Genomic DNA, 24,538 nt, shown 5'->3' on the forward strand with positions numbered 1-24,538 from the left:
CCTAGAGCCTGCCTTCGCGCCGCAGCAGATCCTGCGCGCTCACTCCGCCGCCGGTTCCGCGGCGCTGATGTTCGTCTTCTTTGCGGGTGTCGATCTTCTCGGTCGCATCCGGATCTCCCCTGCCTTCGGGCGGGGTCCCCTGTTGCCGCGCCGAGGGAATCGCCGTCGTCGCATCGGCGTCCTTCGGCCGCGGACGTCCCCTGCCCTCGGGCGGGGTCCCCATCGCGGGAATCGCCGTCGTCGGCTCGTTGCCGGGAGGCGGCGCAGGACGCGGTTGCCGTGGCCGTTGTCCCCTGCCTTCCGGCGGGGTCCCCACGGGCATCGCGCGCGTCGCGTCGGCTGAGGGCCGTCCCCTGCCTTCAGCGGTGCCCTGCGGCGGGGGCGCAGGTTGGTTCGCCGACGGTGGAGTGCCGCGCAATTCGCCGAGCCACGACTCGATTTCGCGCTCTTCGCGGGGTGGCTTCGGTCCTGATGCCGGCCGTTGCGGGCGCTGGGTGTCGCCCTCGTGCGGATGGTTGACCCGGGCGGTCGCGGTGTTCACCGCGTTGCGGACCGCGTTCTTGGCGCTGGCGAACCGGGTGGTCGGTGGTTCGGCAGCGGGCTGGGGGCGAGCACTTGGGATGCGCGTCGTCCCCGCGACAGACGGCGGGTTGGCCCGCGGCGGCGCAGGGATACGCGTCGTGGCGCCCGGCCGTGACGAACCCTCGGCGGCCGGATGGGTCGGATCGTGTGGCGGCCGCGGGCGTGGCGCTGGACCGCCGGCACCGACAAGGGCCTCTTCCGGCTCGCGCACCGCGGGACGTTTGCGCTCGTCGGGCAGCTCCGTCTCGCCGAGGCCGAGCCGTTCCTGGAGGCGCTTCATCCAGCGTGGCGCCCACCAGCAGTCGTCGCCGAGCAGCTTCATGATCGCCGGCACCAGGAACATCCGGACCACGGTGGCGTCCAGCAGCAGCGCGATGAGGAGACCGAACGCCAGGTATTTCATCATCACCAGGTCGGAGAACACGAACGCACCTGCGACGACGGCCAGCACCAAGGCGGCGCCGGTGATCAGCCGGCCGGTGGTGGCCGTGCCGATCCGGATGGCCTCGGCCGTGGACATACCGCGCTCACGCGCCTCGACCATGCGGGACACCAGGAACACTTCGTAGTCGGTCGACAAGCCCCAGATGACCGCGATGATGAGGCCGATCATCGGCGCCATCAACGGCTGCGGCGTGTAGTTCATCAACCCGGAGCCGTGGCCGTCGACGAACATCCAGGTGAGCACGCCCATCGTCGAGCCCAGTGTCAGCGCGCTCATCACCGCGGCCTTGATCGGTAGCACCACCGACCCGAACGCCAGGAACATCAGGATCGTGGTCGTGGTGATCAGCAGAACCACCATCAACGGCAGCTTGTCGAACAAGCTGTGGATGCTGTCCTGCTCGAGTGCAGGCGTGCCGCCGATCGACATCGTGACGCCCCGTGGCGGGGTCAGTGCGCGTAGCTCCTCGATCTTCTTGCCCGCGTCGTTGCGGTTCTCTAATCCGTTCTGGATCACCCGGATGGACGGATCCTTCGACGCACCATCGAGGTACGGACGTTCCTTCCACATCTTGGACGTGTCGTTGTCCGGATCGGTGAAGCCGGGGATCTGCATCGCCTTGTTGCGGACGTCCGCGATCTGCTGATCGGTGATCGGCTGCCCGTTGTCGCTTTCCATGACGATCGTCAGCGGCTCGGTGCGGAAGCCGGGGAAGATCTTGTCGAACTCCTGCTGCGCCTGGCGCACCGAATTGTTGGGCGGCAGGTATTTCTCGCTGATGCCGCCGAGGGCGAGCTGTCCAAGCGGGATGATCAGCGCGATCAGCACGATGACGATGGGCACGGCGAACGCAGCGGGCCGCTTCATCACGCGGTTGACCAGCTTGCCCCAGAAACCCTTCTCGACTTCTGCTCGGGTCTTGGTCTTCTGCGTCTTGTCAGCCAGCCAGGTCAGGTACACCCGCATCGGCTTCCAGTTACGGAAGAATGGCACCCGTAGCAGCGTGCGCACACCGAGCGCGTCGACGTTGGGCCCCAAGATGGCCAGCGCGGCGGCCAGCACGGTGATCGACAGGATCGCCGCAAGCATGACCGAGGCGATGATCGCGTAAGTGATGGACTTCAGGAAGCCCTGCGGGAACAACAGCAGCGGGACGGACGATGCGACGAGGATCACCGCGGAGAACATGATCGTGCGGCCCGACGTCATCACCGTTCTTCGGACCGCGGCCTCCGTGTCGTAGCCTTCGGCGATCTCTTCACGGAACCGGCTCACCATGAATAGGCCGTAGTCGACCGCGATGCCAAGGCCCATCAGCGTCACCACCGGCTGGGCGAAGAAGTGCACGGGCATGAATTCGGAGACGAGCCGCATGATGCCGAGTGCGCCCGCGATGGTCAGGCCGCCGATGATGCCTGGGAGCGCGGCGGCGACGACGCCGCCGAACACGAAGAACAACACCACGCACACGAGCGGGATTGCCGCGACCTCGGCGCGTCTCTGGTCGTCGCCGATGGTGCCGGTCAACTCGGCCGCCAGCGGCTGCAGGCCGGCCAGTTTGACGTCCACGCCGTCGTCTTTGACCTTGAACAGGTCGTCTTTGACCTTCTTGTAGTTGTTCAGGATGGCGTCGTCGTTGTCACCCTTGAGCTGGATCGACATGAACGCGTGCTGCTTGTCCGCGTCGGCCATGTTCTTCAGCACGTCGGGACTCTTGAAATAGCCGATGGAGCGAAGAATCTCGTCGGGGTGGTCCTTCTCGACCTGCGCGAGGTTGTCGAGGATCTTCTTCTTGAAGTCCGCGTCGTCGACGGTCTTGCCCTCGGGTGCGGTGTAGATGCCGATGATGTGGCCCGACGTGTCGCGGCCGTAGGCCTTGTCCGCGGTAACCGAAGCGTGCACGGATTGGCTGCCGTCGTCGTAGAACCCGCTCTGGGTGACGTGGCTGCCAAGGCTGATGCCGAAGACGCCGCCGCCCAGGCACAGTGCGACCATGACACCGATGACTATGTATCGGTATCGGTACACCGTTCGACCCCACCAGGCGAACACGTAAGCTCCTTACTAAATCTTCTGCGGCCCGCGCATGCTCTCGTTAAACCCGCGAGGTCAGTAGCGAGGACAGCGGCCGGAACGGCTGCAGCCAAGCCCCCTGCTCGGGCAGCGAATCTAGGCCGATTCGCGGTAGTGGTTCCCGGAAAACACCAGGAATGTCCTCCAGGTCGACAAACTCCAAGGTATCCGACGCTAACGCCCAACTGGCATGTTCGCGAAATCCCAGCACCTGGACTTCGATGCCGTCGCGGGCAATTTCCTCCAGTGGCTGTTTGAAGGCCTGCCCGTCGGCGGACGCCACCAGCACGCTGGCCAATCCCTCGCTGCGACGCAGCGCGATGTGGTTGAGCATGTCGGTGTCGACGTCGCTGTCTTCGTCGATCTTCGGCTTCGCGAAGACCGCGAACCCCACGTTACGCAACGCCTCCACCCAGGGTCGAACGACGTCGGCGCTACCTGGGGCGATGTTGGTGAAGACGGTGGCCTCCGGCTCCAGCGAGACGTCGGGGCGCGCTGCCGAGAGTTCAGCCGTGTGGGCCAGCAGCCACCGGCCGAGCGCGTCGAACCGTGGGCGGTGGGCGGCGGTGGGCCGGCCGCCTAGGATCGAGCCGAGGCCCATGTCCAGGTTGGGCGCGTCCCACACCAGCAGCACCCGTGCGGTCGTCTCCGCCGGCGCGACCGTCGCTGGCGGTACCTCTTCTTCTATGTGTTGGATGTCCTCGGTCAGGCTCATCGCTTCTCCCAGAGCAGTTCCGCGACGTGGCTACCCGCGTGCCGGGCCTTCGTTTCGTACTTGGTGTCGGGTCGATCCACCGAGATCGGCAAGTCGTCGGACGCGGTGACGCGGCGCAGCCTCGGCTCGGCGTCGCCCACCTCGGCGATCTGCTCGGCGTAACCGGCGTGATCGGTGGCGGCGTGCAGCACCCCACCGGGTCGCAGCCGGTCGGCGATCAGCGCGACGGTGTCCGGTTGCAGCAGCCGTCGTTTGTGGTGGCGGGCCTTGGGCCACGGGTCGGGGAAGAACACCCGCACGGCGGTCAGCGATTCCGGGCCCAGCAGGTGTTCGAGGACGTCGACACCGTCGCCGCGGATGAGCCTGATATTGGTGATGCCTTCACGGTCGATGCCGGACAGGAGCTGTGCCAGGCCACGGCGGTACACCTCTACCGCGATCACGTTGAGGTGCGGCTCGGCCTGCGCCATCGCCAGCGTCGAGGTCCCTGCTCCGCTGCCGATCTCGAGCACGACGGGCGCGGACCGGCCGAACCACGCGTCGACGTCGAGCAGCGGCACGGGGCCGTCCTCGTCGCGGGCCTGCATGCCCAGCTCGGGCCACCGCCGTTCCCAGGTGGCCTGCTGGCCGCCCGAAAGCGTCGACCGCCTGGCGCGGAAGCTGGTGACGCGGGGATGCAGATGCGACGCGGGCGGGGCAGAAGCCTCGGGCCGGGGCGCATGCATCCGTCCATGGTCGCTCATCAAGGGTCGAGTACCCGCATCGTGGTACAGATTGATACCCAACAGTTGCCTTCGGCTGGTAATGCATGTATCGCCTCACAGGCCGCCAAACATCCGCTCGCGGTGCGTCTGCGGAGGTGCCAACATTTCGGTTGGGGACCGTGTTCGGATCGGGTCGGGTTAACGGAAGGCCGCCAGATTTTCGTCGATGCGCTGACGCGATTCGCTGAGCAGAGCCGCAATCCGCGGTTGACGTCGATTGTTCGTCGTATTGCCGCCCCCGTGCGTGTTGCTGTCCGGGGCCGCGAGGGCGTGGGCAGCAAAACCGTGTCCGCCGCGTTGACGGCCGCAGGCGTGGCGGTGACGCGCGATGCGGGCGCGGCGGATGTCCAAGTGGTGGTGATCGCCGAGACGCTCAAGCCGGAGGACCGGGCGATGCTTGCCGCGTTCGACGGGCCGACGCTGACGGTGCTCAACAAGGCGGACCTGAGCGGCTTCACCGACGGGGGCCCGTTGGTGCTCGCGCATCGGCGCGCGGCCGACTTCCGGGCGTTGACCGGGGTACCGACGGTTCCGATGGTCGCCCTGTTGGCCACCGCCGAACTGGACCACGAGCTGATCGATGCCCTGGGCACGCTGGTCAGCGAACCCGCGGATTTGACCTCGGCCGACGCGTTCGTGTGCAGCGAACATTCGCTGCCGTGCGCGCTGCGGCGGCGACTGCTCGACACCCTCGACCGGTTCGGCATCGCGCATGCCGTGTTGGCGCTCGGCGAAGGAGCGGAGGCCGCGGCCGTGCATGCAGTCCTGCGTCAGGCCAGTCTTGTCGACGGGGTTGTGGAGCACCTCGACGCCGTCGGCGCGCCGGCCCGCTACCGCCGGATCAGGTCCGCAGTCACTGAATTACGTGTTGCGGCAATACAATCCGGCGACGAGCGGCTGGCGGAATTCCTGTCGGGCGACGACACGGTGCTGGCGATGATGACCGCCGCGGTCGACGTCGTCGAGGCCGAGGGGTTGACCGTGGACAGGGGTGACGATCCCGGCGCACACCTGCGCCGGGCGAATCACTGGCGTCGCTACAGCCGAGGGCCGGTCGGCCCGTTGCATCGCAGCTGCGGCGCCGATATCGCACGGGGATCGCTGCGCCTGCTGGGCCGGACCCGATGAGCGATCCGATCGCGGCGGCAGACGCCCTTGTAGCGGCGATCGACCCGGGGCTGAGCTCTCCGGGTGTAGAGAGCCGCGACGTGGTGCTGGTGACGGGTCCGTGGCTGGCGGGCACCACGAGCCTGATCGCGGCGTTGCGTGAGTCGATGCCCGAGCGCGCCTTCATCGAGGCCGACGAGCTGGGTCCTGCCGATGCGCCCGCGGCCGTGGTCTTCGTGGTGTCGGCGATCGCGCCGTTGACCGAATCCGATTGCACGCTAGTCGATTTGGCGTCGAACTACACCGATCTGATCATCGGCGTGGTGTCGAAGATCGACGCGCACCGGAACTGGCGTGAGGTGCTCGCCGCCGACCGTGCCCTACTTTCCGCGCGGACAGCGCGGTATGAGCACGTGCAGTGGGTCGGCGCGGCGGCCGCGCCGGATCTGGGGGAGCGCAGGCTGGACGAACTCGTCGGCGTGCTGCGGCAGCGGCTGGCCGATCCTGACGTCAAACGCCGGAACCGCTTGCGCGCCTGGGAAGCCCGGTTACAGGCCGTGATCGCCCGCCACGAAGCCGACGCGGCAGGGTCGGACCGCCAGGCGCGGGTGGCCGCGCTGCGGAAGAACCGCGAAGACCTTCTGCGGGGCCGGCGGCTGACGAAGACCGAACGGACGGTCGCGCTGCGCAGTCAGATTCAGCAGGCGCGGGTCCAACTGACGTTTTTCGCGCGCAACCGCGCGACGTCGGTGCGTGCCGAACTGGTCGAAGACGTCTCGAATTTGAGCCGACGGCGGCTCGGCGAATTCGAACCCTACGTCCGCAAGCGGGTGGATGAGGTGGTCGCCGAGGTGGACGAGGGCGTCACCGAACACCTCGGCGATGTCGCGACCGAACTCGGCCTACCTAAGCCGCACGTACCGCCGCCACCCGAAACCCCCGAGGTGGCCTCGCCGCCGCTGAGGTCTCGTCGGCTGGAAACGCAGCTGATGATGGTCCTGGGTGCGGGTTTCGGACTCGGCGTGGCGCTGGCCGTGACGCGTCTGTTCGCGGGCCTCGCGCCGGGTTTGACCGTGGCGGGGATGGTGGCGGGCGGGCTGGTGGGCCTGCTGCTCACAGTTTGGGTGGTCGGGATCCGCGGCCTGCTGCACGACCGGGCGGTGCTCGACCGCTGGGTCACCGATGTCACCACGACGCTGCGATCCGCCGGTGAAGAACGGGTTGCGACGCGGGTGCTGGACGCCGAGACCGCTCTGACGTCGGAGCTGGCGGTGCGCGAGGAAGCCGACAGCGCCGCGGCCGCGGACCGGGTCGCGCAGATCGACGCGGAGCTGCGCGAACATGCGATCGCCACCGCACGAGCCGCGACCCTGAGGGATCGTCGCCTGCCGCAGCTGCAAGGAGCCCTCGACGTGGTGCGCACCGAGCTGTACGGGTCGGCGGTTGCCGAGGCCAGGAATGGTTCGGACGGTGCCGACGCGACTCTGCCCGCCGACAAATCGGAATCCACGAATTGACGAATCAGCGAACGTCCTCAGCTGAATCGATAAACCGGCGTAAACGGCTTTCTGAATCGTTCCTGTGAGTGATCGGACATACTCCCGATTTACCGCGGGTATGTCACCCACGTTAACCTCAGTACAGGGCCGACCGTGACTGCCGGGCTTTGCGTCCTGGCTGAAACCAACGCAGGAGATTTTGATGACCGCAGCGACTATTCCAGGACTAGACACCGCTCCGACGAAGCACGAAGGACTGCTGGCGTGGGTCCGAGAGGTCGCCGAACTGACGCAGCCCGACCGGGTGGTGTTTGCCGACGGCTCCGACGAGGAGTACGAGCGGCTGTGCGCGCAACTGGTCGACGCCGGCACGTTCAAGCGGCTGAACCCCGAAAAGCAACCTGATTCGTACCTGGCGCTGTCCGACCCGTCGGACGTGGCGCGGGTGGAATCGCGCACTTTTATATGTTCCGAGCGCGAAATCGATGCGGGCCCGACGAATAACTGGATGGATCCGGCCGAGATGCGGTCCATCATGACCGACCTTTATCGCGGCTCGATGCGCGGCCGGACCATGTGGGTCGTGCCCTTCTGCATGGGCCCGCTGGGTGCCGACGATCCGAAGCTCGGTGTTGAGATCACCGACTCCGAATACGTGGTCGTGTCGATGCGCACCATGACCCGGATGGGCAAGGCGGCCCTGGAGAAGATGGGTGACGACGGTTTCTTCGTCAAGGCCCTGCACTCGATCGGCGCGCCCCTTGAGCCCGGCCAAAAGGACGTGCCGTGGCCGTGCAACGAGACCAAATACATCAGCCACTTCCCGGAGACCCGCGAGATCTGGAGCTACGGCTCGGGCTACGGCGGCAACGCGCTGCTGGGTAAGAAGTGCTACTCGCTGCGGATCGCCTCCGCGATGGCCCACGACGAGGGCTGGCTGGCCGAGCACATGCTGATCCTCAAGCTGATCTCGCCTGAGAACAAGGCGTATTACGTCGCCGCGGCCTTCCCATCGGCGTGCGGCAAGACCAACCTCGCGATGCTGCAGCCGACGATCCCCGGCTGGCGTGCCGAGACGCTGGGAGACGACATCGCGTGGATGCGGTTCGGCAAGGACGGCCGGCTGTACGCGGTGAATCCGGAGTTCGGCTTCTTCGGTGTCGCGCCCGGCACGAACTGGAAGTCCAACCCGAACGCGATGAAGACCATCGCGAAGGGCAACACCGTGTTCACCAACGTGGCACTGACCGACGACGGCGACATCTGGTGGGAAGGCCTCGAAGGCGACCCGCAGCATCTCATCGACTGGAAGGGCCGGGACTGGACGCCCGACTCGGACGAAAAGGCCGCGCACCCGAATTCGCGCTACTGCACGCCGATGTCGCAGTGCCCCACGCTGGCGCCCGAGTGGGACGACCCTCAGGGTGTGCCGATCTCGGCGATCCTGTTCGGTGCTCGCCGCAAGACCACCGTGCCGTTGGTCACTCAAGCCAACGACTGGCAGCACGGCGTCTTCATCGGCGCGACGATGGGCAGTGAGCAGACCGCCGCCGCGGAGGGCAAGGTCGGTACCGTGCGCCGCGACCCGATGGCGATGCTGCCGTTCCTTGGCTACAACGTCGGCGACTACTTCCAGCACTGGATCGACCTCGGTAAGAACTCCGACGAGTCGAAGATGCCGAAGATCTTCTTCGTCAACTGGTTCCGCCGCGGCGACGACGGCCGCTTCCTGTGGCCGGGCTTCGGTGAGAACAGCCGGGTGCTGAAGTGGGTCATCGAGCGCATCGAGGGCAAGGCCAACGGCTCGTCGACCCCGATCGGCATCGTGCCGACGGCGGGAGACCTCGACCTCGACGGGCTCGACGTCGATGCCGCGGATGTCGACGAGGCGCTGAAGGTCAACACCGACGAGTGGCGTGAAGAACTGCCGCTGATCGAGGAGTGGTTCGAGTTCGTCGGCGAGAAACTGCCGACCGGCATCAAGGACGAGTTCGACGCGCTCAAGCACCGTCTGGCCGAGACTGATTAACTCCCGGTCAAGGGGTGCTTGACACCTGTCAAGTTTGGGCGTCGTAAAGTCAGCCCATGCAGATTCGCGAACACGCCGAGGCCACCCCCGACAAGCCCGCCGTGATCATCCATCCGTCCTGCGCAACGGTGACCTTCGGCGAGATGGAGGCGTGCGCGAACCGCCTGGCTCACTACTTCCGGCGCGCCGGGCTCGTCGAGGGCGACACCGTCGCGGTCTTGATGGAGAACAACGCGCACCTGCACGCTGTCATGTGGGCGGCGCGGCGCAGCGGCCTGTACTACGCGCCGATCAACACCCATCTCACTCCTGCCGAGGCCGCCTATATCGTCGACAACAGCGGCGCCAAGGCGGTTGTCGCCGCGCGGGCCATGCGCAAGGTGTGCGAGGGGCTGGAAGAACATCTGCCCAACGGCCTGCCGGACCTGCTGATGATCGCCGACGACGACCTCGACGGCTGGCTGCGCTACCCCGAATGTGTTGCAGACCAACCTGATTCGCCGATCGCCGACGAGGTCGAGGGTGAGCTTCTGCAGTACTCATCGGGGACCACCGGGCGCCCAAAGGGCATCCGTCGCGAGCTTGCGCACGTCTCGCCCGCGGAGGCGCCGAGCATGATCGGCGTGTTATTGGGCGCGCTCGGATTCGACAGCGACGGCACGTATCTCAGTCCCGCCCCGCTCTATCACACCGCACCCAATATGTGGTCGATGGGAGCGCTCGCGATGGGTGGCACCGTCGTCGTGATGGAGAAGTTCGACCCAGAACAGTGCCTGGAAGCGATCCAGCGCTACGGAGTTACTCATGGCCAGTTTGTACCCGCCATGTTCGTGCGGATGCTGAAACTTCCTGAGGCGGTGCGTAATTCGTACGACATTTCCAGTCTCAAGCGAGTAGTGCACGCCGCGGCGCCCTGTCCGGTCGACATCAAGAAGCAGATGATCGACTGGTGGGGGTCCATCGTCGACGAGTACTACTCCTCATCTGAAGGTGCAGGCGTCACGTGGATCACCGCCGACGACTGGCTCGCTCATCCTGGCTCCGTCGGTAAACCACTTCTCGGCCAGGCCCATATTCTCGACGAGCAAGGCAACGAACTGCCGTCTGGACAGGCCGGGCAGATCTTCTTCGACATGGGTGGACTGCTGTTCGAGTACCTCAAAGACTCGGAGAAGACGGCCGAGTCTCGCGATACGCATGGCTGGGTGACGGTCGGCGACGTCGGCTATGTCGACGAGGACGGGTATCTGTTCCTGACCGACCGCAAGCACCACATGATCATCTCCGGTGGAGTCAACATCTACCCGCAGGAAGCGGAGAACATGTTGGTCACCCATCCAAAGGTGTTGGACGCCGCGGTGTTCGGTGTTCCCGACGACGAAATGGGACAAAGCGTCAAGGGCGTCGTGCAGACCGTCGACCCGGCCGACGCCACCGACGAGTTCGGCGACGAGCTCTTGGCTTGGCTGCGAGAGCGGTTGGCGCACTACAAGTGCCCGCGGTCGATCTCGTTCGAGACGCAGCTGCCGCGCACCGACACCGGCAAGCTGTACAAGCAGGAGCTGATCAAGAAGTATTCGTGAACACCATCGAGCTGCCCGCCGGAATCGTCGTTGGAATCGAAAACCCGGTTGAGCAAGCAACTTTCACGCTGACCGAGTCCGAGTGCGACGACCGTCGCGCCGTCACGGTCGCATCGATACCTGAAACGCTCGACAATCTGACCACACGGTGTGAGCGGTGGCCGCACGCCGCGGCCGTCTGCGACGACGTGCTGCGCGCGTTCGACCCCGCCGCGCCTGCCTTCGCAGGCGTCATCACCGAATCGCTGGCGTATTCGACATTGCAGTCGGGACCGGAGTTCGCCCGCTGGCTCGCCGAACGTGGCGCAGCACAGATGCCCGAGATCCCCGACCCGGTGCAGGCCGAGCGCGACGGCGACCGCCTGTATATCCGGTTCAACCGGCCGCAGCGGCACAACGCGTTCTCCACCGACGCCCGCGCGGCGCTGCTCGAAGCGCTCGAGGTTGCTCGCCTTGATCCATCGATCACCGAACTCGTGCTGACCGGCAATGGCCCGTCCTTCTGCAGCGGAGGCGACCTCGCCGAATTCGGCACCTTCGCCGATCCGGCGAACGCACACCTTGCCCGCACGCGGCACAGCCCCGCCCTGGTGCTCGACGAGATCACCGCTCGGCTCGGCCGGGCCTGCCGCGCCGAGGTGCACGGCCAGGTGCTGGGCAGCGGACTGGAGATGGCCGCCTTTTGCGGATGGATCCGCTCCACTCCCGACGCGGTGCTCGGACTGCCCGAGCTCAGCCTGGGATTGATCCCCGGCGCCGGCGGCACGGTCAGCATCACCCGCCGCATCGGCCGCTGGCGGACGGCGTACTTGGTGCTGTCCGGCCTGACGATCGACCCCGCGACGGCACTGCGCTGGGGTCTGGTCGACGAAGTCACCCCCTAGCTCGGCAAGAGTGGCAGGCTGGCGCCATGGGGTTGCCGAGCATGCGACCCACTGGCTGGTTCCAGGTGGCCTGGAGCGCCGACCTGGAGGTCGGCGACGTCAAGCCGTTGCACTACCTCGGCGCGGACCTCGTGGCTTTCCGCGATCTTGACGGCGCGGTCCACGTCCTCGATGCGTACTGCCAGCACCTCGGCGCCGACCTGTCCCATGGCGGCTGTGTGGTCGAAGGAGGCATCCAATGCCCATTCCACGGCTGGGTGTGGAGCGGCGACGGCCACAACGTCCGCATCCCCTACGAGTCGCGGCCCGACGACAGAGCACGAGTTCGGTCCTGGCACGTCACCGAGCGCAACGAATCCGTCTACGTCTGGCACGACCTCGGCCAGTGTGAGCCGCTGTGGCCGGCGCCGGACGCGTGGCAGGAACTGGGCAGCGTGATCGGCAGCCATTACTTCCGGCCCATCGGCCCGGACGAACGACAGTTCTTTCCCGGTGTGACCGTTCATCCGCAGGTGGTCGCCGAGAGTTCGGTGGATCGTCAGCACCATCGCTTCGTGCACCACATCCCGGTCAGCCCGGTTGTGATTGCCGCGGCGTCTAACGACTCCAGCTGGCATGCATCGATCGGTTTCGGCGCCGGTGAACCGGTCCAAATCACTTGGTACGGAGTGGGATTGAGTTTGAGCTGCGAATACCACGGCGACGGTATGCAGATCATCTCGATCTGCCCGACACCGGTTGACAACGCGACGACCGACATCTTCGCCACATACTGGATCTCGGAAGGCCTCGACTACGACGATCGGCTCGAGGCGGCCAAGCGCACCCTGCCCGACGACGTCGGCATCTGGGCGCATCAGCGGTACCTGGACCGACCCGGGCTTGCACCGTCGGAGGCCGACGACTTCACGCACCTGCGCGAGTGGGCCCGCGCCTTCTACCCACAGGCTCGGCCGGAGCGGCGCAACGTCACCCTGTAGGTGTACTGCTCGGGCAGGAAGTGGCTGACCGAAAGCTCGACCGGCCGACCGCTCACAGCCGAGTACAGCCGATCCACGCGCAACATCGGGTGGGCCGGCTCGCACCCAACCGCATCGGCGACGACGGCATCGGCCGGTGCGACCGTAATCGATTGCGCGGCTTCGGCTATCGGCTCGGGTAGGTGCGGCTCAAGCAGGCCGATCACCGTGTGGGTGCCGACCGCGCCGTCGGCGAGTTCGGCCTGTATCGGCTGGGCCACCGACGGCACCAGATGCACCGTCGTCAGCACGAACGGAACGCCGTCATGCAGGCGCCGGAACACCACCGAATACACGACGTCGTCGTCCAGCCGCAGCCGACTCGCGGCATCGACGTCGACCCGGCGCCGCAGACCAGTCAGCACCTCCATGGTGGTGTCGTCCGACAGGCTCATCAGGTCCTCGATCGAGCCAAGCTGTCGCAGATAGCGCCGCCCCGGTTCGCTGGCGTACGTCCCGCGGCCCGGCACCCGGTACACCACACCCTCGGCGACCAGATCCTGAAACGCCCGCCGCACCGTCTGCCGCGACAAACCATGGCGCGCAACAAGTTCGGACTCGGTGGGCAGCCGGACGCCGTCGCGGTACTGCCCCGCGGCGATCTCGTCGCGAAGCTGTTCGCGCAGAGTCTGATACGCGGGCGTCATCAGATGCCCCCGCGGGCCACCAACTGACTGGCGATCACATTGCGCTGGATTTCGTTCGTGCCTTCACCGACGATCATCAGCGGCGCATCGCGGAAGTAGCGTTCGACGTCGAATTCGGTGGAATAGCCGTAGCCGCCGTGGATCCGGACCGCGTTCAGCGCGATCTCCATGGCCACCTCGGAGGCGAACAGTTTCGCCATGCCTGCCTCCATGTCGCAGCGCTCGCCGCTGTCGTAGCGTTGCGCCGCATACAAAGTCAGCTGGCGCGCGGCGGTCAGCTTCGTCGCCATGTCGGCCAGATAATGGCCGACGGCCTGGTGTTTCCAGATCGGCTGGCCGAAGCTTTCCCGGTCTTGGGCGTAGCGCAGCGCGTCCTCAAGTGCGGCCGTTGCCACCCCCAGCGCCCGCGACGCCACCTGAATACGCCCGGTTTCAAGGCCTTTCATCATCTGCGCGAAACCCTTGCCCGGTTCGCCACCGAGGATCGCCGACGCCGGCACGCGGTAGTCGTCGAAAGTCAGCTCACACGACTCGACACCCTTGTAGCCCAACTTGGGCAGATCCCGCGAGACGGTCAGGCCCGGGCCATGCTCGGCGAGCACCACCGAGATTCCCTTGTACGCAGGTTTCGCGGCGGGGTCGGTCTTACACAGCAGCGCGATCAACCCGGACCGGCGCGCGTTGCTGATCCACGTCTTGGAGCCGTTGACCACCAACTGGTCACCGTCTCGCAGCGCGGTCGTCTTCATGTTCTGCAGATCCGAACCGCCGCCGGGTTCGGTCAACGCCATCGTCGCCCGCACTTCGCCGGTGGCCATTGCCGGCAGATATGTGCGCTTCTGCTCCTCGGTGCCGAACAGTGTCAGCAGCTTCGCGACGACGGTATGCCCGCCCATTGCGCCGGCGAGGCTCATCCAGCCGCGTGACAGCTCCTGGGTCACCAGCACGTAGCACGGCATCGACACCGGTGAACCGCGGTAGGACTCGGGGATCGCCAAGCCGTAGATGCCTATGCGCTTCATCTGCTCGATCCACGCCTGCGGGTATTCGTTGGCGTGCTCGACTTCGCGGACTGTCGGCTTCACGTCCCGGTCGACGAACGCCCGCACCGTCTCGACCAGCAGAGTTTCTTCTTCGATCAACATATGTACGGCCATATTGACACTTTGTGCGGCCCAATGACAACATGTCGGCTGTGACTGGTGGCCCCTACTTTGACGATTTGCAGGTCGGGCAGGTTTTCGACACGGCACCGTCGATGACGCTGACGGCCGGGGCGGCCGCGGTGCATCAGTCGATCGTCGGCGACCGGCTGCGCCTCGCCCTCGACGCCCAGCTGGCGTACGCGGTGACCGGAGCGACGGCTCCGCTGGCGCACCCCGCCCTCGTCTGCGACGTGGCGATCGGCCAGAGCACGCTGGCCACCCAGCGCGTCAAGGCCAACCTGTTCTATCGCGGGCTGAGCTTCCACCGATACCCCGTGATCGGCGACAGCTTGTTCACCCGTACCGAGGTGGTTGGGCTGAAGCAGAACTCGGCCAAACCCGGCCGTGCGCCGACTGGGCTTGCGGCGCTGCGGATGACCTCGGTCGACCAGATCGGCCGGCTGGTGCTGGACTTCTACCGCTGCGCGATGATCCCGCTGAGCTCCGATCGGGAAACCGGTCACGCCGACGACCTGACCCATGTCGGCGCCGATCTCGCGCCACCGCCCGACCCGACCGCCGACTGGGACGCCGGCGCGTTCCGCGAGAAGGTGCCGGGTGCCCATTTCGACCCCGGCATCGAGGGGACGGTGCTGCACAGCACCGCCGATGTCGTCAGCAGCGCGCCGGAGCTTGCTCGGCTCACCTTGAATATCGCTGAGACACACCATGATTCGCGCGTCGGGGGTCAGCGCCTCGTCTACGGCGGCCACACCATCGGACTGGCTCTGGCCCAGGCGACGCGGCTGCTGCCCAACCTTGCGACGGTGCTCGGCTGGGAGTCCTGCGACCACACCGGCCCGGTGCACGAGGGCGACACGCTCTACAGCGAGGTCCACGTCGACGGCGCGCAGACGCTGGCGGACGGGCGCGGCGGCGTGCTGGAGCTGCGGTCTCTCGTCTATGCCGTTGGTGAGCCCGACCGGCAAGTGCTGGACTGGCGGTTCACGGCGCTGCAGTTCTGAGCACAATGGCCGTATGAACATCCCCGCCGCCGTGCTCGAGCAGGCGCGGCGGCTGGCGTGCGCGTGGCAGACGATCACCGGCGTTGCGGTCGACGCCGCGGAGATCATCACCGGCAGGGCCGCATTGCTCGACCTTTCACCCGGCGGCCGGATCTCGGCAGGCGGCGCCACGCGGCTGATGCCGAGCCGCGACGGCTGGTGCGCGCTCACGTTGTCACGTCCCGACGACATCGACGCCGTCCCCGCACTGGTGGAGTCCGACGCCGTCGGCGACGACCCGTGGCCTGCAGTGCGACAGTGGATCGCCGGGCAGAAATCCCACGCCGTCACACAGCGGGGGAGACTTCTCGGCCTTCCCGTCGCCGCGCTGCGCGAAACCGCCGCCGCGCCACCGCAAATCCGTTCAGCGGGGACGCCGACAGCGCCACGCGGCGTTCCCGGCTTGCTGGTGGCCGACCTGTCGTCGATGTGGGCCGGTCCGCTGTGTGGGCAACTACTGGCGAGGGCCGGCGCGACCGTCGTCAAGGTGGAAAGCAAGGCGCGCCCCGACGGCACGCGCGCCGGGGAGCCCACGTTTTTCGATTGGATGAATACCGGAAAGCTCTCATACACGGTCGATTTCGATCGGCCTGCCGGCCTGCGGCAACTGCTGGAGGCCGCCGATGTCGTCATCGAGTCGTCTCGTCCTGCGGCATTGGAACACCGCAGCCTGGGCCCCGCGGACGTCGCGCCGCGCGACGGCCGGGTATGGCTGCGCATCACCGGCCATGGGACAGACGGCGATCGCGCCAACTGGGTGGCCTTCGGCGACGACGCCGCGGTGTCGGGCGGCCTGGTCGGCACCGCCCACGATGGCCCGGTGTTCTGCGGCGACGCGATCGCCGACCCGTTGACGGGCCTGCATGCGGCGGCGGCCGTAGCGGAATCGCTGAGCCGCGGCGGCGGTGAGTTGATCGAGCTGTCGATGGCTGCCGTCGCCGCGACATACGCCGCATTGCCGAGTTCCACCGAAGTTGATCGCAGCGTCAAGCCGACACTGTCGACACCCGCCTCATTGCTCGGTGCGGACAACGCCGTGGTCGAGCGGCTCGTTGCCGAAAGACGCCTGGCCTCATGCTGATTCAACGGGCGGTGTTACTCGACGGCACGTCCACCGACATCCGTGCCGACGAGCGCATTGTCGATATGGGCGACCTGACGCCACGCAAGGGAGAGCAGGTGCTCGACGCGGCAGGGGGGACGGTCATCCCCGGCCTGCACGACCACCACGTGCACCTGCGGTCGGCCGCCGCCGCCATGACGTCGGCGCGGGTGGGACCCGCCGAGGTGCGGGGCCGCGAGGACCTCGCGCGCGTGCTCGCCTCGGCGCAGGTCGGAAGTGACGGCTGGATCAGGGCGGTGGGTTACCACGAGGCGGTCGCAGGACCGCTGGATCGCACAGTGCTGGACGAGGTTTCGCCGCCGGTGCGCGTCCGCGTGCAGCATCGCAGCGGTGTGCTGTGGACGCTCAACTCGGCGGGTCTGGCCGAGGTGGGATTGGCCGATCACCCGGACGGGCGCCTGCGAAGCGCGGACCGAAGCTGGTCGGACACGTTGCAGCGCAACGAATCCAGCCTGGCCGATGTCAGCCGCAGGCTATCCACGTATGGCGTCACCGGCGTCACGGACGCGACGCCGGAACTCGAAGTTTCCGACATCGTGAAGCTGATCGAGGCGCATCGGCACGGCGAACTTGTTCAGCGCGTCGACTGTCTGGCCCCTGGCAAGCGGATCCTGCACGACGCCGACCTCGACCTCGACGAACTGACAGCGTGGATCGCCGAGCGGCACGCGGACGAGGCGCCCGTCGCCGTGCATTGCGTGACAGCGGCACAACTAGTCGTCACGCTCGCGGCGCTCCGCGCGGCGGGTACGCACCCGCAAGACCGCATTGAGCACGGGGCGATCGTCCCCGACGACAGCCTCCCCGAACTGGCCGGCCTCGGCGTGACTGTGGTGACGCAACCGAACTTCGTCGCCGAGCGGGGCGACCAGTACCTGACCGATGTGCCCGCCGAGGAGCACCACGAACTGTGGCGACTGGCGTCGCTGCGCCGGGCGGGTGTACCGGTCGCGTTGTCCACCGACATGCCGTTCGGCGAAGGCGACCCATGGGCGACGATGCGCGCCGCGGTCCATCGCACCGCCGCAAGCGGAGCGGTCCTCGGTTCCGACGAATCTGTTTCGGCGCGTGAGGCTTTGACGATGTTTCTCGGCGGGGCAGGCCGGCCCGTCACGCCAAGGACCGTCCAGCCGGGTCAGCCCGGCGACCTGTGCGTGCTTGCCGGCCCGCCGGCACAGGTCCTCGACGAACTTGACGCGCAGATGGTGACGGCGACCGTCGTTGCAGGCGACCTGGTCTTCGACAACACCTAGGCCGCGGCGGGCGCGAAGGCCTCCCGCAGCATCGCGCACTGACTGTCGAAAAACGACCGTGACACCTCGGCCTTCGGCGCAATCCCATCGAAACCGTGGAATGCGCCCTTGACCACCTCGACATGGCATGGCACCCCTGCGGCTTTGAGTCGCTCGGCGTAGGCCAAGTCCTCGTCGTGAAACAGATCGAGTGTGCCGACCCCCAGCCATGCGGGCGGCAACCCGGCGAGCTCTTCACGTCGCGCGGGGACGGCCACCTCGCGGTCGGCGTCGCCGAGGTAAGCCGACCAACCGAACTTGTTGCTGGATTGGTTCCACAGCCGGTGTCCCGGATTGTCGAGATCCTTGCGTTCCACCGTGCGGTCGTCGAGCATCGGGTACACCAACAGCTGTGCGGCAAGGCTGATTTCGCCCCGGTCGCGCGCGAGCAATGCCAATGCCGCGGCCAGCCCGCCGCCTGCGCTGGCGCCACCGATCGCGACACGCGTGGGGTCGACCGCGGGCAGACGAATCAGCCACCTCAGGGCGGCGTAACAGTCCTCGAGCGGCGCGGGATACGGGTGGTCGGGCGCAAGCCGATAGTCCACCGACGCGACCGTCACGCCGAGTTCGCGTGCGAACCGACGGCATAGCTGGTCGTCCTGCGCCGCGCGTCCGATGACGTAGCCGCCGCCGTGGATCCACAGCAGGGCGGGCCCGGGACCACTCGCGCCCGTAGGGCGGAACAGCCGAATGCCGACGCCGGAGCTCAGCGTCAACACCTCGATGTCCTTGGGCGGTGTCCGCCGCCAAAGCAAGCGCTCGGCCGCCCTCATGAACGGCACGGTGACCGGGGTGACCACCTGTTTGGGGATGAAGCGGGCGACGCGGCGCAGGTCGGGGTGAAACTCAGCAGTTGACACCCGCTCAGTATCGAGCACAGAGCGAACGCGGCGCATCGGCTGTCGAAATAACCGCCGTTTTCGCCCGGCGTGAATTTGCTCGCTGTCATCATTGGCGCGTGCCCGCAGAAGTAGTCCGCCGTTCGGCCGAGGTCCGGGCGATAGCTGACTTTATCGGGTTCGTCGAAGAGCGACCCTCGGGTCTGCTCATCGAGGGCGAAGCGGGCATCGGCAAGACCACGCTGTGGCTGGCGGCCGTGGAGCTGGCCCGCCAGCGGGGATTCCGCGTGCTGACGGCCCGCGCGTGGGAGGCCGAGTCGGTGCTGGCGTACACCACGGTCGCCGATCTGCTCGCAGGCGTCGATGACGACGTTCTGGCAGGTCTTCCGGAGGTACAACGCGTCGCCGTCGACAGAGTTCTGCTGCGAGACGACACCGATGGGCCGGCCACGGACCAACGGGTGGTCGCCGCCGCCTTGATGACCGTCATCGAGACGCAGACGCGACACGCGCCGGTGCTGATCGCGATCGACGATCTGCAGTGGCTCGATCCTTCCAGCCAAGCGGTCGTCTCGTTCGTCGTCCGGCGTCTACGAGGACGGACAGGACTGCTCGTGACCGAGCGTTCGCGGCCCGGCGTGAGCGTGCTGTCCTGGCTGCACCTCACGCCGGACGCGATCGCGCGGATCAAGGTTCCTCCGTTGAGCCTCGGCGGGCTGCACGAGTTGTTCTCCACGCGGTTGGGCCGTAGCTATCCGCGTCCGACCATGGTTCGCATTGCGGAGCTTTGCGGCGGAAACCCCTTCTACGCGCTGGAGTTGGCGCGCGCCATCGGTGACCTGCCCGCGGGCCATTCAGTTGACCTGCCGGCCACGCTGGCCGATCTGGTGAAGATGCGCGTCAGTCACCTCAACGCTGAGGCCGCGGATGTGCTGCTGGCCGCTGCGTGTACTGCCGAGCCGACCGTCGAAATCCTCGCCGAGGCGACCGGCACCACCGTCGAGCGCGCAATAGAACTGCTCGACTACGCCGAGAGCCGAGGTGTCGTCGCGATCGAGGGCAACCGCGTTCGTTACTGCCATCCGTTGCTCGCACATGGCGTCTACGCCGATGCGACACCGGCGCGACGCCGTCAGGTTCATCGAGCGTTGGCAGGCGTCGTCACGCAGCCCGAGCTCAAGGCACGCCATCTAGCGCTGTCCTCGTCCAGCGCGACCCCAGAGCTACTGCAGGCCATCGACGATGCCGCCAACGCGGCACGCGTCAGGGGCGCCCATGCGGCGGCTGCCGAATTACTCGACCTCGCAATCAAACTCGGCGGTGATACGCCGCTGCGTCGGCTTCGATCGGCAGATCATCATTTCCGCACCGGCGATATAGACCAGGCTCATGCCGTGCTCGCACCGGCGATAGAGCAACTCGAACCGGGCGCGATGCGGGCACTCGCGTGGAACTTGCTTGCCGGGCTCTGGGTTTACCAGAGAAGTTTCACCGAGGCCGAGGATGTCCTCAAGCGTGCGGTCGTCGACGCGGAAGGAAATCCGGCGGTGCTGGCGCAGACACTGATCCTGCTGTCTTTCGCGCAGGCGAATTCCGGTGATTACGAACAGGCACTTCGCAATTCGATCGAGGCGGTCAAGCAGGCAGAAGCCGTCGGCCTGCCGGTCATGATCAGTCAGGCGCTGGCCGACTGGCAAGTGCTGAGCGCGCTGTCTGGGCTGGGCTTCGACGAAGCGAGCCTGCGGCGCGCACTGGAGCTCGATGATCCCGACGCCGATGTGCCGGTGCCGTTCCGGGCGCATTCGACCGCCGCGCAGGTGTTGGCGTGGGCGGGACGGCTGGACGAGGCGCGCGGGTACGTGCAGATCTTGCGGCGGCGGTGCGTGGAACGCGGCGCCGACATCGACATGCTCTTCGTCGACGTCTGGACCACGCTGATCGACGTGTGGCGCGCGGACTTCACCGAGGCCGCGCACACCGCGAACGACGCAGTCGAGCGCGCCGAGCAGATCGGCGGTGACCACAGCCTCGTCATCGCCCTGACGGTGCGGGGGCTGGTCGCCGCGTACACCGGCAACGTCGAGCAAGCCCGCGCCGACGCTCATACGGCCATCGACGCCGCGGAGCGTTTCGGGGCACCCCTTCTGGCCGAGTGGCCTCGCATGACGCTCGGCTTTCTTGGCGTGTCGACCGGCGACTACGAGCAGGCGCTGCGGGATCTTGGACCGCTGGTCGTGGGTTTCGATCGGCTCAAGTCGATGGAGATCATCAAGGCTGGTTTCATACCCGACGCGGTGGAGGCGATGGTCGCGCTGGGTCAACTGGCCGACGCCGAGCCGATGGTCGCCGCGCTCGAACGCGACGGCCGCCGGCTCGACCGTCCCTGGATGCTCGCAATCGGATCCCGCTGTCGTGCCATCATGCTGGCGGCACAAGGTAATGTACGGGCCGCCGAACTTACCGTTCGCCAGGCGATCGCCGAACACGGCCGGCTGCCAATGCCTTTCGAGAGAGCACGCTCGCTGCTACTTCTGGGCCAACTGCAGCGCAGGCAGCGGCAAAAGCAAGTTGCGGCAGCCAGTTTCGGCGAGGCGCTGCGGGTGTTCTGTGAATTGGGCACTCCGTTGTGGGCCGAGCGTGTGCGCAGCGAGCTGGCGCGCACCAAGGTCAACCCGAGCCGTGACCTCGAACTGACACCGTCGGAACGACGGGTGGCCGAACTCGCCGCCGCGGGCCTGACCAATCGCGACGTTGCCGCGAAGCTGTTCGTGAGCGCGAAGACAGTCGAGTCCAATCTGACGCAGATCTACCGCAAGCTGGGCATCCGCACGCGGGCCGAACTCGGCAGGGTGATGGCGGAGTCCAACTGACGTCAGGCAGGCACGGCGGTGAGTGGCGAGACGACGGTGCCGAGCAAGTGCGCGCTGCCGCAGCCCGGCGACTCGACGCTTGCGCTCCGATCGCCCGTCAGAGTGCCGTTGGAGTCCGGCATCAACGTGTAGGTGACCGTCGCCGGCGCGGAGTGATCGCCGCACGTCCACTCGAAGTGCTGCACGGTCTGCCACGCGGCTCCGGTCCAGCGGAAGTCGAATGGGCTGCCGTTGGCGACCAGGCTCGAATGCGCGACGCACCCGTCGCTGTCACACGTCGTGCTGAAGTCGACCTTCGCCGCAAACGGGATCGCGGGTGCCGGAGAACCGTTGAAGGTCTGCCGATCCAGCGCCCTGGTCACGACGTAACTCCCGTTGAGCGGCACGGGGTCAGTCGCGCCGGTACGCGAAGGGCCGTACGTCGACGGATCCGCCGAGGACACCCCGGGAGTCATCGCCGCCGCGGCTGCGACACCGACTGCGACGACCTTTCCCAACATGGTTCCAGCATCGTCCTGGCGTGGCCGCCGAGGAATCGGGTGTTCCCCTACGACTTTGCCGGACTACTTCAGTAGGGGGTCGCGCGGCAACCCGAGAATCCGTTCGGCGATCGTATTTCTCGTGATCTCCGAGGTACCGCCGGCGATCGTCATCGCCCGGTTTCCGAGGTAGCTACGAAGTAGCTTCGGCGATTGTCCGACCACCGCGGCCGTACCCGACAAAGCCATGCCCAGTTCGGTGATCCGCTGCCCGGCCTCGGCCACCAACAGCTTCGTGACGTTGCCCTCGGGGCCGGGCTCCGCGCCGGCGATGGCGCGGCTCGCGCGTCGCAGGTTCAGCAGCCGCAGCGTGTGGGTTTCGGCGATGCACTCGCCGGCCCGCCGCACGTACTGGGCCGCGTTCGGCGCAGCGTCGAGCAACTTGACGAGGTCATCCGGGCTGAACCCGACCGCACCGCCCGAACCGCCGCCGATCGAGATGCGCTCGTTGCCGAGCGTGGCCCTGGCCACCAGCCAGCCGCGGTTCACGTCGCCGACCACGTCGGCGTCCGGGACGAACACGTCGTCGAAGAACACCTCGTTGAAGTGAGCGTCGCCGGTGATGCCGCGCAGCGGATTGATCGTCACGCCAGGGGCTTTCATGTCGATCGCCATCATCGTCACGCCGGCGTGCTTGGGCGCCTCGGGATCGGTACGCACGGTGGCCAGGCCCCACTGGCAGTACTGGGCCAGGCTGGTCCACACCTTCTGCCCGGTGACCCGCCAGCCGCCGTCGACCTTCTTGGCCGCCGTACGCACCGCGGCGGCGTCGGAGCCGGCGCCCGGCTCGGAGAACAGCTGGCACCACATCGCCTGACCGCGCAACACCGGTTCGACCCAGCGCTCCCGCTGGTCGTCGGTGCCGGCCTGGGCGATGGTCAGCGCCACCCAGCCGGTGATGCCCATATCCGGCCGCTCGATCGGTTTTGAATCCCCGGTCGCTGCGCTCCTGCCCGCCGAACCGAACTCCTCCTCGATCACCAGCTGCTCGAGAACGTCGGCGGCGCGGCCCCACGGCTTCGGCCAGTGCGGCACGAGATAGCCGGATTCGACGAGGAAATCGCGCTGCTTGTCTTCGGGCAGGGACCGCAGGTTGGCGACGGCTTCGCGGGCCTTCGTGCGGTACTCGTCGGCCTCGGGCGGCAGTGTGAACGACGCGCCGTGGGCCTGTCCGGTGCGCTGCGCCTCGACGACGTCGAGCAGCGGGTCGCCGCTTTCTTCCATCAATGCGGCCAGCGTGCGGGCCCGGCGCAGATACAAATGGGCGTCGTGTTCCCATGTGTACGCGATGCCGCCGTGCAATTGAATGTTGTTCTGCGCGTTGAAGATCTGTGTGCGCACGGCATGTGAGGCCGCGACTGCGGCGGCGAACCAGGCACTGTCCAGATCGTCGGCGCGCGCCGCGTCCCAGGTGGCGGCGGTCGTCTCTTCGGCATTCACCAGCATGTTCGCGGCATGGTGCTTGACGGCCTGGAAGGTGCCGATGGTGCGGCCGAACTGCTCGCGCACCTTGGCGTAGTCGACGGCCATATCCAACGCGGCCCAGCTGACGCCGACCGCTTCGGCCGACGCAAGGATCCGAAACACCGTGCGCGCCTTGCGGGCGGCGCCGCGCAGCACGCGGTCTTCGGGCACCGACACGCCGCGCAACTCGACCGATCCGACGGTGCGGGTGGTGTCGATCGGCTCCAGCGCAGTCACTGTTACCCCGTCTGCGGTGCCGTCGACGATCACGACATCGTCGCCCGCGATGAGGACCAGCACGTCGGCGTCCGGGGCGCCAAGGACGGCTGGACTCTCGCCCGTGATCACCAGGTCCGAACCGACGGTGATACCGCCAGACAGGCCCAGCGCGCCGACGGTGCTGCCGTCGGCCAGGCCCGGAAGTAGTTGTGCGCGAACCGAATCGGGTGCACAGCGGTCGATCACCACGGCAGCGGCGACGGTGGGCAGGAACGGCCCCGGGCACAATTCGCGGCCTTGTGCTTCCAGCACCACCGCCAATTCGGCAAGGCCGAAACCCGAACCGCCGTGCTCCTCGGCGATCGCCAGGCCGTTCCATCCCAGGTCCTTGCCCGCCGACCAGATCTCCGCTGGATGTGTGGACCCGTCCTCGAGGGTCGCGCGGGCGGCCGCGCGGCTGTTCAGCCGGTTCAGCTGCCCGAACGCGGCGTCGGCCAGGTCGTTGTGCTCCTCGGTGATGGCTAGGGCTGACTTACTCACGGTGGAAGTCCTCTTTACGTTTGACGGTTGTCAAGTAAAGCTAACCCGCCCCACCTGGCCTTCGTATAGTGTGATGCAGCTCACAAAAAGATC

At 67.0% G+C, this 24,538-nt stretch carries 18 protein-coding genes; 10 read left to right on the forward strand and 8 right to left on the reverse strand.

Annotated features, from left to right (window positions below):
* Nucleotide 1: 1 nt before the first annotated feature.
* From ACWW36_RS10510 to trmB, 3 genes are read right to left on the reverse strand one after another with little or no spacing between them, the layout of a single operon-like run.
* On the reverse strand, nucleotides 2-3,079 hold the full coding sequence (locus ACWW36_RS10510) for an MMPL family transporter (RefSeq protein WP_456141479.1): 3,078 nt from the start codon (nucleotides 3,077-3,079) through the stop codon (nucleotides 2-4).
* Nucleotides 3,080-3,122: 43 nt separating this feature from the next.
* Complete coding sequence (locus tag ACWW36_RS10515) at nucleotides 3,123-3,815, reverse strand: NYN domain-containing protein (protein ID WP_456141480.1); 693 nt, start codon at nucleotides 3,813-3,815, stop codon at nucleotides 3,123-3,125.
* Entirely contained in the window at nucleotides 3,812-4,558 is a 747-nt protein-coding gene (gene trmB, locus ACWW36_RS10520) for a tRNA (guanosine(46)-N7)-methyltransferase TrmB (protein ID WP_456141481.1), read from the reverse strand. Before trmB ends, ACWW36_RS10515 begins: the two co-directional genes overlap by 4 nt.
* A gap of 192 nt (nucleotides 4,559-4,750) precedes the next feature.
* On the opposite strand from trmB, the gene ACWW36_RS10525 reads away from it, so the two are divergent.
* The 6 genes from ACWW36_RS10525 (at nucleotide 4,751) to ACWW36_RS10550 (ending at nucleotide 12,661) form a co-directional block, all read left to right on the forward strand.
* A complete protein-coding gene (locus ACWW36_RS10525; protein WP_456142439.1) occupies nucleotides 4,751-5,707 on the forward strand; it encodes a hypothetical protein in 957 nt (318 codons plus the stop codon).
* The gene (locus ACWW36_RS10530) at nucleotides 5,704-7,203 is read left to right on the forward strand and encodes a hypothetical protein (protein ID WP_456141482.1); all 1,500 of its coding nucleotides are present in this window, start codon (nucleotides 5,704-5,706) and stop codon (nucleotides 7,201-7,203) included. The genes ACWW36_RS10525 and ACWW36_RS10530 overlap by 4 nt, the downstream gene beginning before the upstream one ends.
* A 184-nt stretch (nucleotides 7,204-7,387) precedes the next feature.
* Nucleotides 7,388-9,214 carry a phosphoenolpyruvate carboxykinase (GTP) gene (locus ACWW36_RS10535; RefSeq protein ID WP_456141483.1) on the forward strand — a complete coding sequence of 609 codons (1,827 nt, stop codon included), beginning with the start codon at nucleotides 7,388-7,390 and terminating at the stop codon, nucleotides 9,212-9,214.
* 56 nt (nucleotides 9,215-9,270) lie between these two features.
* A complete protein-coding gene (fadD4, locus tag ACWW36_RS10540; RefSeq protein ID WP_456141484.1) occupies nucleotides 9,271-10,797 on the forward strand; it encodes a fatty-acid--CoA ligase FadD4 in 1,527 nt (508 codons plus the stop codon).
* Nucleotides 10,794-11,681 carry an enoyl-CoA hydratase/isomerase family protein gene (locus tag ACWW36_RS10545; RefSeq protein WP_456141485.1) on the forward strand — a complete coding sequence of 296 codons (888 nt, stop codon included), beginning with the start codon at nucleotides 10,794-10,796 and terminating at the stop codon, nucleotides 11,679-11,681. The genes fadD4 and ACWW36_RS10545 overlap by 4 nt, the downstream gene beginning before the upstream one ends.
* A gap of 26 nt (nucleotides 11,682-11,707) precedes the next feature.
* On the forward strand, nucleotides 11,708-12,661 hold the full coding sequence (locus tag ACWW36_RS10550; protein WP_456141486.1) for a Rieske 2Fe-2S domain-containing protein: 954 nt from the start codon (nucleotides 11,708-11,710) through the stop codon (nucleotides 12,659-12,661).
* On the opposite strand, the gene ACWW36_RS10555 is transcribed toward ACWW36_RS10550, so the two are convergent.
* Nucleotides 12,619-13,347: a GntR family transcriptional regulator gene (locus ACWW36_RS10555; RefSeq protein WP_456141487.1), complete on the reverse strand. Its 729-nt coding sequence runs from the start codon at nucleotides 13,345-13,347 to the stop codon at nucleotides 12,619-12,621. The genes ACWW36_RS10550 and ACWW36_RS10555 overlap by 43 nt on opposite strands.
* A complete protein-coding gene (locus tag ACWW36_RS10560) occupies nucleotides 13,347-14,504 on the reverse strand; it encodes an acyl-CoA dehydrogenase family protein (protein WP_456141488.1) in 1,158 nt (385 codons plus the stop codon). The genes ACWW36_RS10555 and ACWW36_RS10560 overlap by 1 nt, the downstream gene beginning before the upstream one ends.
* A 29-nt stretch (nucleotides 14,505-14,533) precedes the next feature.
* Here ACWW36_RS10560 and ACWW36_RS10565 point away from each other — a divergent pair, with 29 nt between their 5' ends.
* Genes ACWW36_RS10565 through ACWW36_RS10575 form a run of 3 tightly spaced genes read left to right on the forward strand, consistent with a single transcriptional unit; the run spans nucleotide 14,534 to nucleotide 17,932 of the window.
* On the forward strand, nucleotides 14,534-15,517 hold the full coding sequence (locus ACWW36_RS10565) for a MaoC family dehydratase (protein ID WP_456141489.1): 984 nt from the start codon (nucleotides 14,534-14,536) through the stop codon (nucleotides 15,515-15,517).
* A 13-nt stretch (nucleotides 15,518-15,530) separates the two neighbouring features.
* Nucleotides 15,531-16,637: a CoA transferase gene (locus ACWW36_RS10570; RefSeq protein WP_456141490.1), complete on the forward strand. Its 1,107-nt coding sequence runs from the start codon at nucleotides 15,531-15,533 to the stop codon at nucleotides 16,635-16,637.
* Nucleotides 16,631-17,932, forward strand: coding sequence for an amidohydrolase family protein (locus ACWW36_RS10575; protein ID WP_456141491.1), 1,302 nt, complete (start codon nucleotides 16,631-16,633; stop codon nucleotides 17,930-17,932). Before ACWW36_RS10570 ends, ACWW36_RS10575 begins: the two co-directional genes overlap by 7 nt.
* Here the strand turns inward: ACWW36_RS10575 and ACWW36_RS10580 are convergent.
* Nucleotides 17,929-18,870 carry an alpha/beta hydrolase gene (locus tag ACWW36_RS10580; RefSeq protein ID WP_456141492.1) on the reverse strand — a complete coding sequence of 314 codons (942 nt, stop codon included), beginning with the start codon at nucleotides 18,868-18,870 and terminating at the stop codon, nucleotides 17,929-17,931. The two genes, ACWW36_RS10575 and ACWW36_RS10580, sit on opposite strands and share 4 nt — an antisense overlap.
* A gap of 62 nt (nucleotides 18,871-18,932) precedes the next feature.
* Here ACWW36_RS10580 and ACWW36_RS10585 point away from each other — a divergent pair, with 62 nt between their 5' ends.
* Nucleotides 18,933-21,683, forward strand: a complete 2,751-nt coding sequence (locus ACWW36_RS10585) for a helix-turn-helix transcriptional regulator (RefSeq protein WP_456141493.1) — start codon at nucleotides 18,933-18,935, stop codon at nucleotides 21,681-21,683.
* Between the two features lie 2 nt (nucleotides 21,684-21,685).
* Here the strand turns inward: ACWW36_RS10585 and ACWW36_RS10590 are convergent, their stop codons facing one another.
* Complete coding sequence (locus ACWW36_RS10590) at nucleotides 21,686-22,183, reverse strand: Rv2253/PknI dimerization domain-containing protein (RefSeq protein ID WP_456141494.1); 498 nt, start codon at nucleotides 22,181-22,183, stop codon at nucleotides 21,686-21,688.
* A 63-nt stretch (nucleotides 22,184-22,246) separates the two neighbouring features.
* The gene (locus tag ACWW36_RS10595) at nucleotides 22,247-24,445 is read right to left on the reverse strand and encodes an acyl-CoA dehydrogenase (protein ID WP_456141495.1); all 2,199 of its coding nucleotides are present in this window, start codon (nucleotides 24,443-24,445) and stop codon (nucleotides 22,247-22,249) included.
* Nucleotides 24,446-24,538: the final 93 nt, after the last annotated feature.

The sequence above is a fragment of the Mycobacterium sp. MMS18-G62 genome (assembly GCF_053877835.1).

Coding starts and splice junctions, on each gene's coding strand:
- ACWW36_RS10515 (WP_456141480.1), bottom strand. CDS start 3,815: ATGAGCCTGACCGAGGACATCCAACACATAGAAGAAGAGGTACCGCCA.
- trmB (WP_456141481.1), bottom strand. CDS start 4,558: ATGAGCGACCATGGACGGATGCATGCGCCCCGGCCCGAGGCTTCTGCC.
- ACWW36_RS10530 (WP_456141482.1), top strand. CDS start 5,704: ATGAGCGATCCGATCGCGGCGGCAGACGCCCTTGTAGCGGCGATCGAC.
- ACWW36_RS10535 (WP_456141483.1), top strand. CDS start 7,388: ATGACCGCAGCGACTATTCCAGGACTAGACACCGCTCCGACGAAGCAC.
- fadD4 (WP_456141484.1), top strand. CDS start 9,271: ATGCAGATTCGCGAACACGCCGAGGCCACCCCCGACAAGCCCGCCGTG.
- ACWW36_RS10550 (WP_456141486.1), top strand. CDS start 11,708: ATGGGGTTGCCGAGCATGCGACCCACTGGCTGGTTCCAGGTGGCCTGG.
- ACWW36_RS10555 (WP_456141487.1), bottom strand. CDS start 13,347: ATGACGCCCGCGTATCAGACTCTGCGCGAACAGCTTCGCGACGAGATC.
- ACWW36_RS10560 (WP_456141488.1), bottom strand. CDS start 14,504: ATGGCCGTACATATGTTGATCGAAGAAGAAACTCTGCTGGTCGAGACG.
- ACWW36_RS10565 (WP_456141489.1), top strand. CDS start 14,534: ATGTCGGCTGTGACTGGTGGCCCCTACTTTGACGATTTGCAGGTCGGG.
- ACWW36_RS10570 (WP_456141490.1), top strand. CDS start 15,531: ATGAACATCCCCGCCGCCGTGCTCGAGCAGGCGCGGCGGCTGGCGTGC.
- ACWW36_RS10575 (WP_456141491.1), top strand. CDS start 16,631: ATGCTGATTCAACGGGCGGTGTTACTCGACGGCACGTCCACCGACATC.
- ACWW36_RS10580 (WP_456141492.1), bottom strand. CDS start 18,870: ATGCGCCGCGTTCGCTCTGTGCTCGATACTGAGCGGGTGTCAACTGCT.
- ACWW36_RS10590 (WP_456141494.1), bottom strand. CDS start 22,183: ATGTTGGGAAAGGTCGTCGCAGTCGGTGTCGCAGCCGCGGCGGCGATG.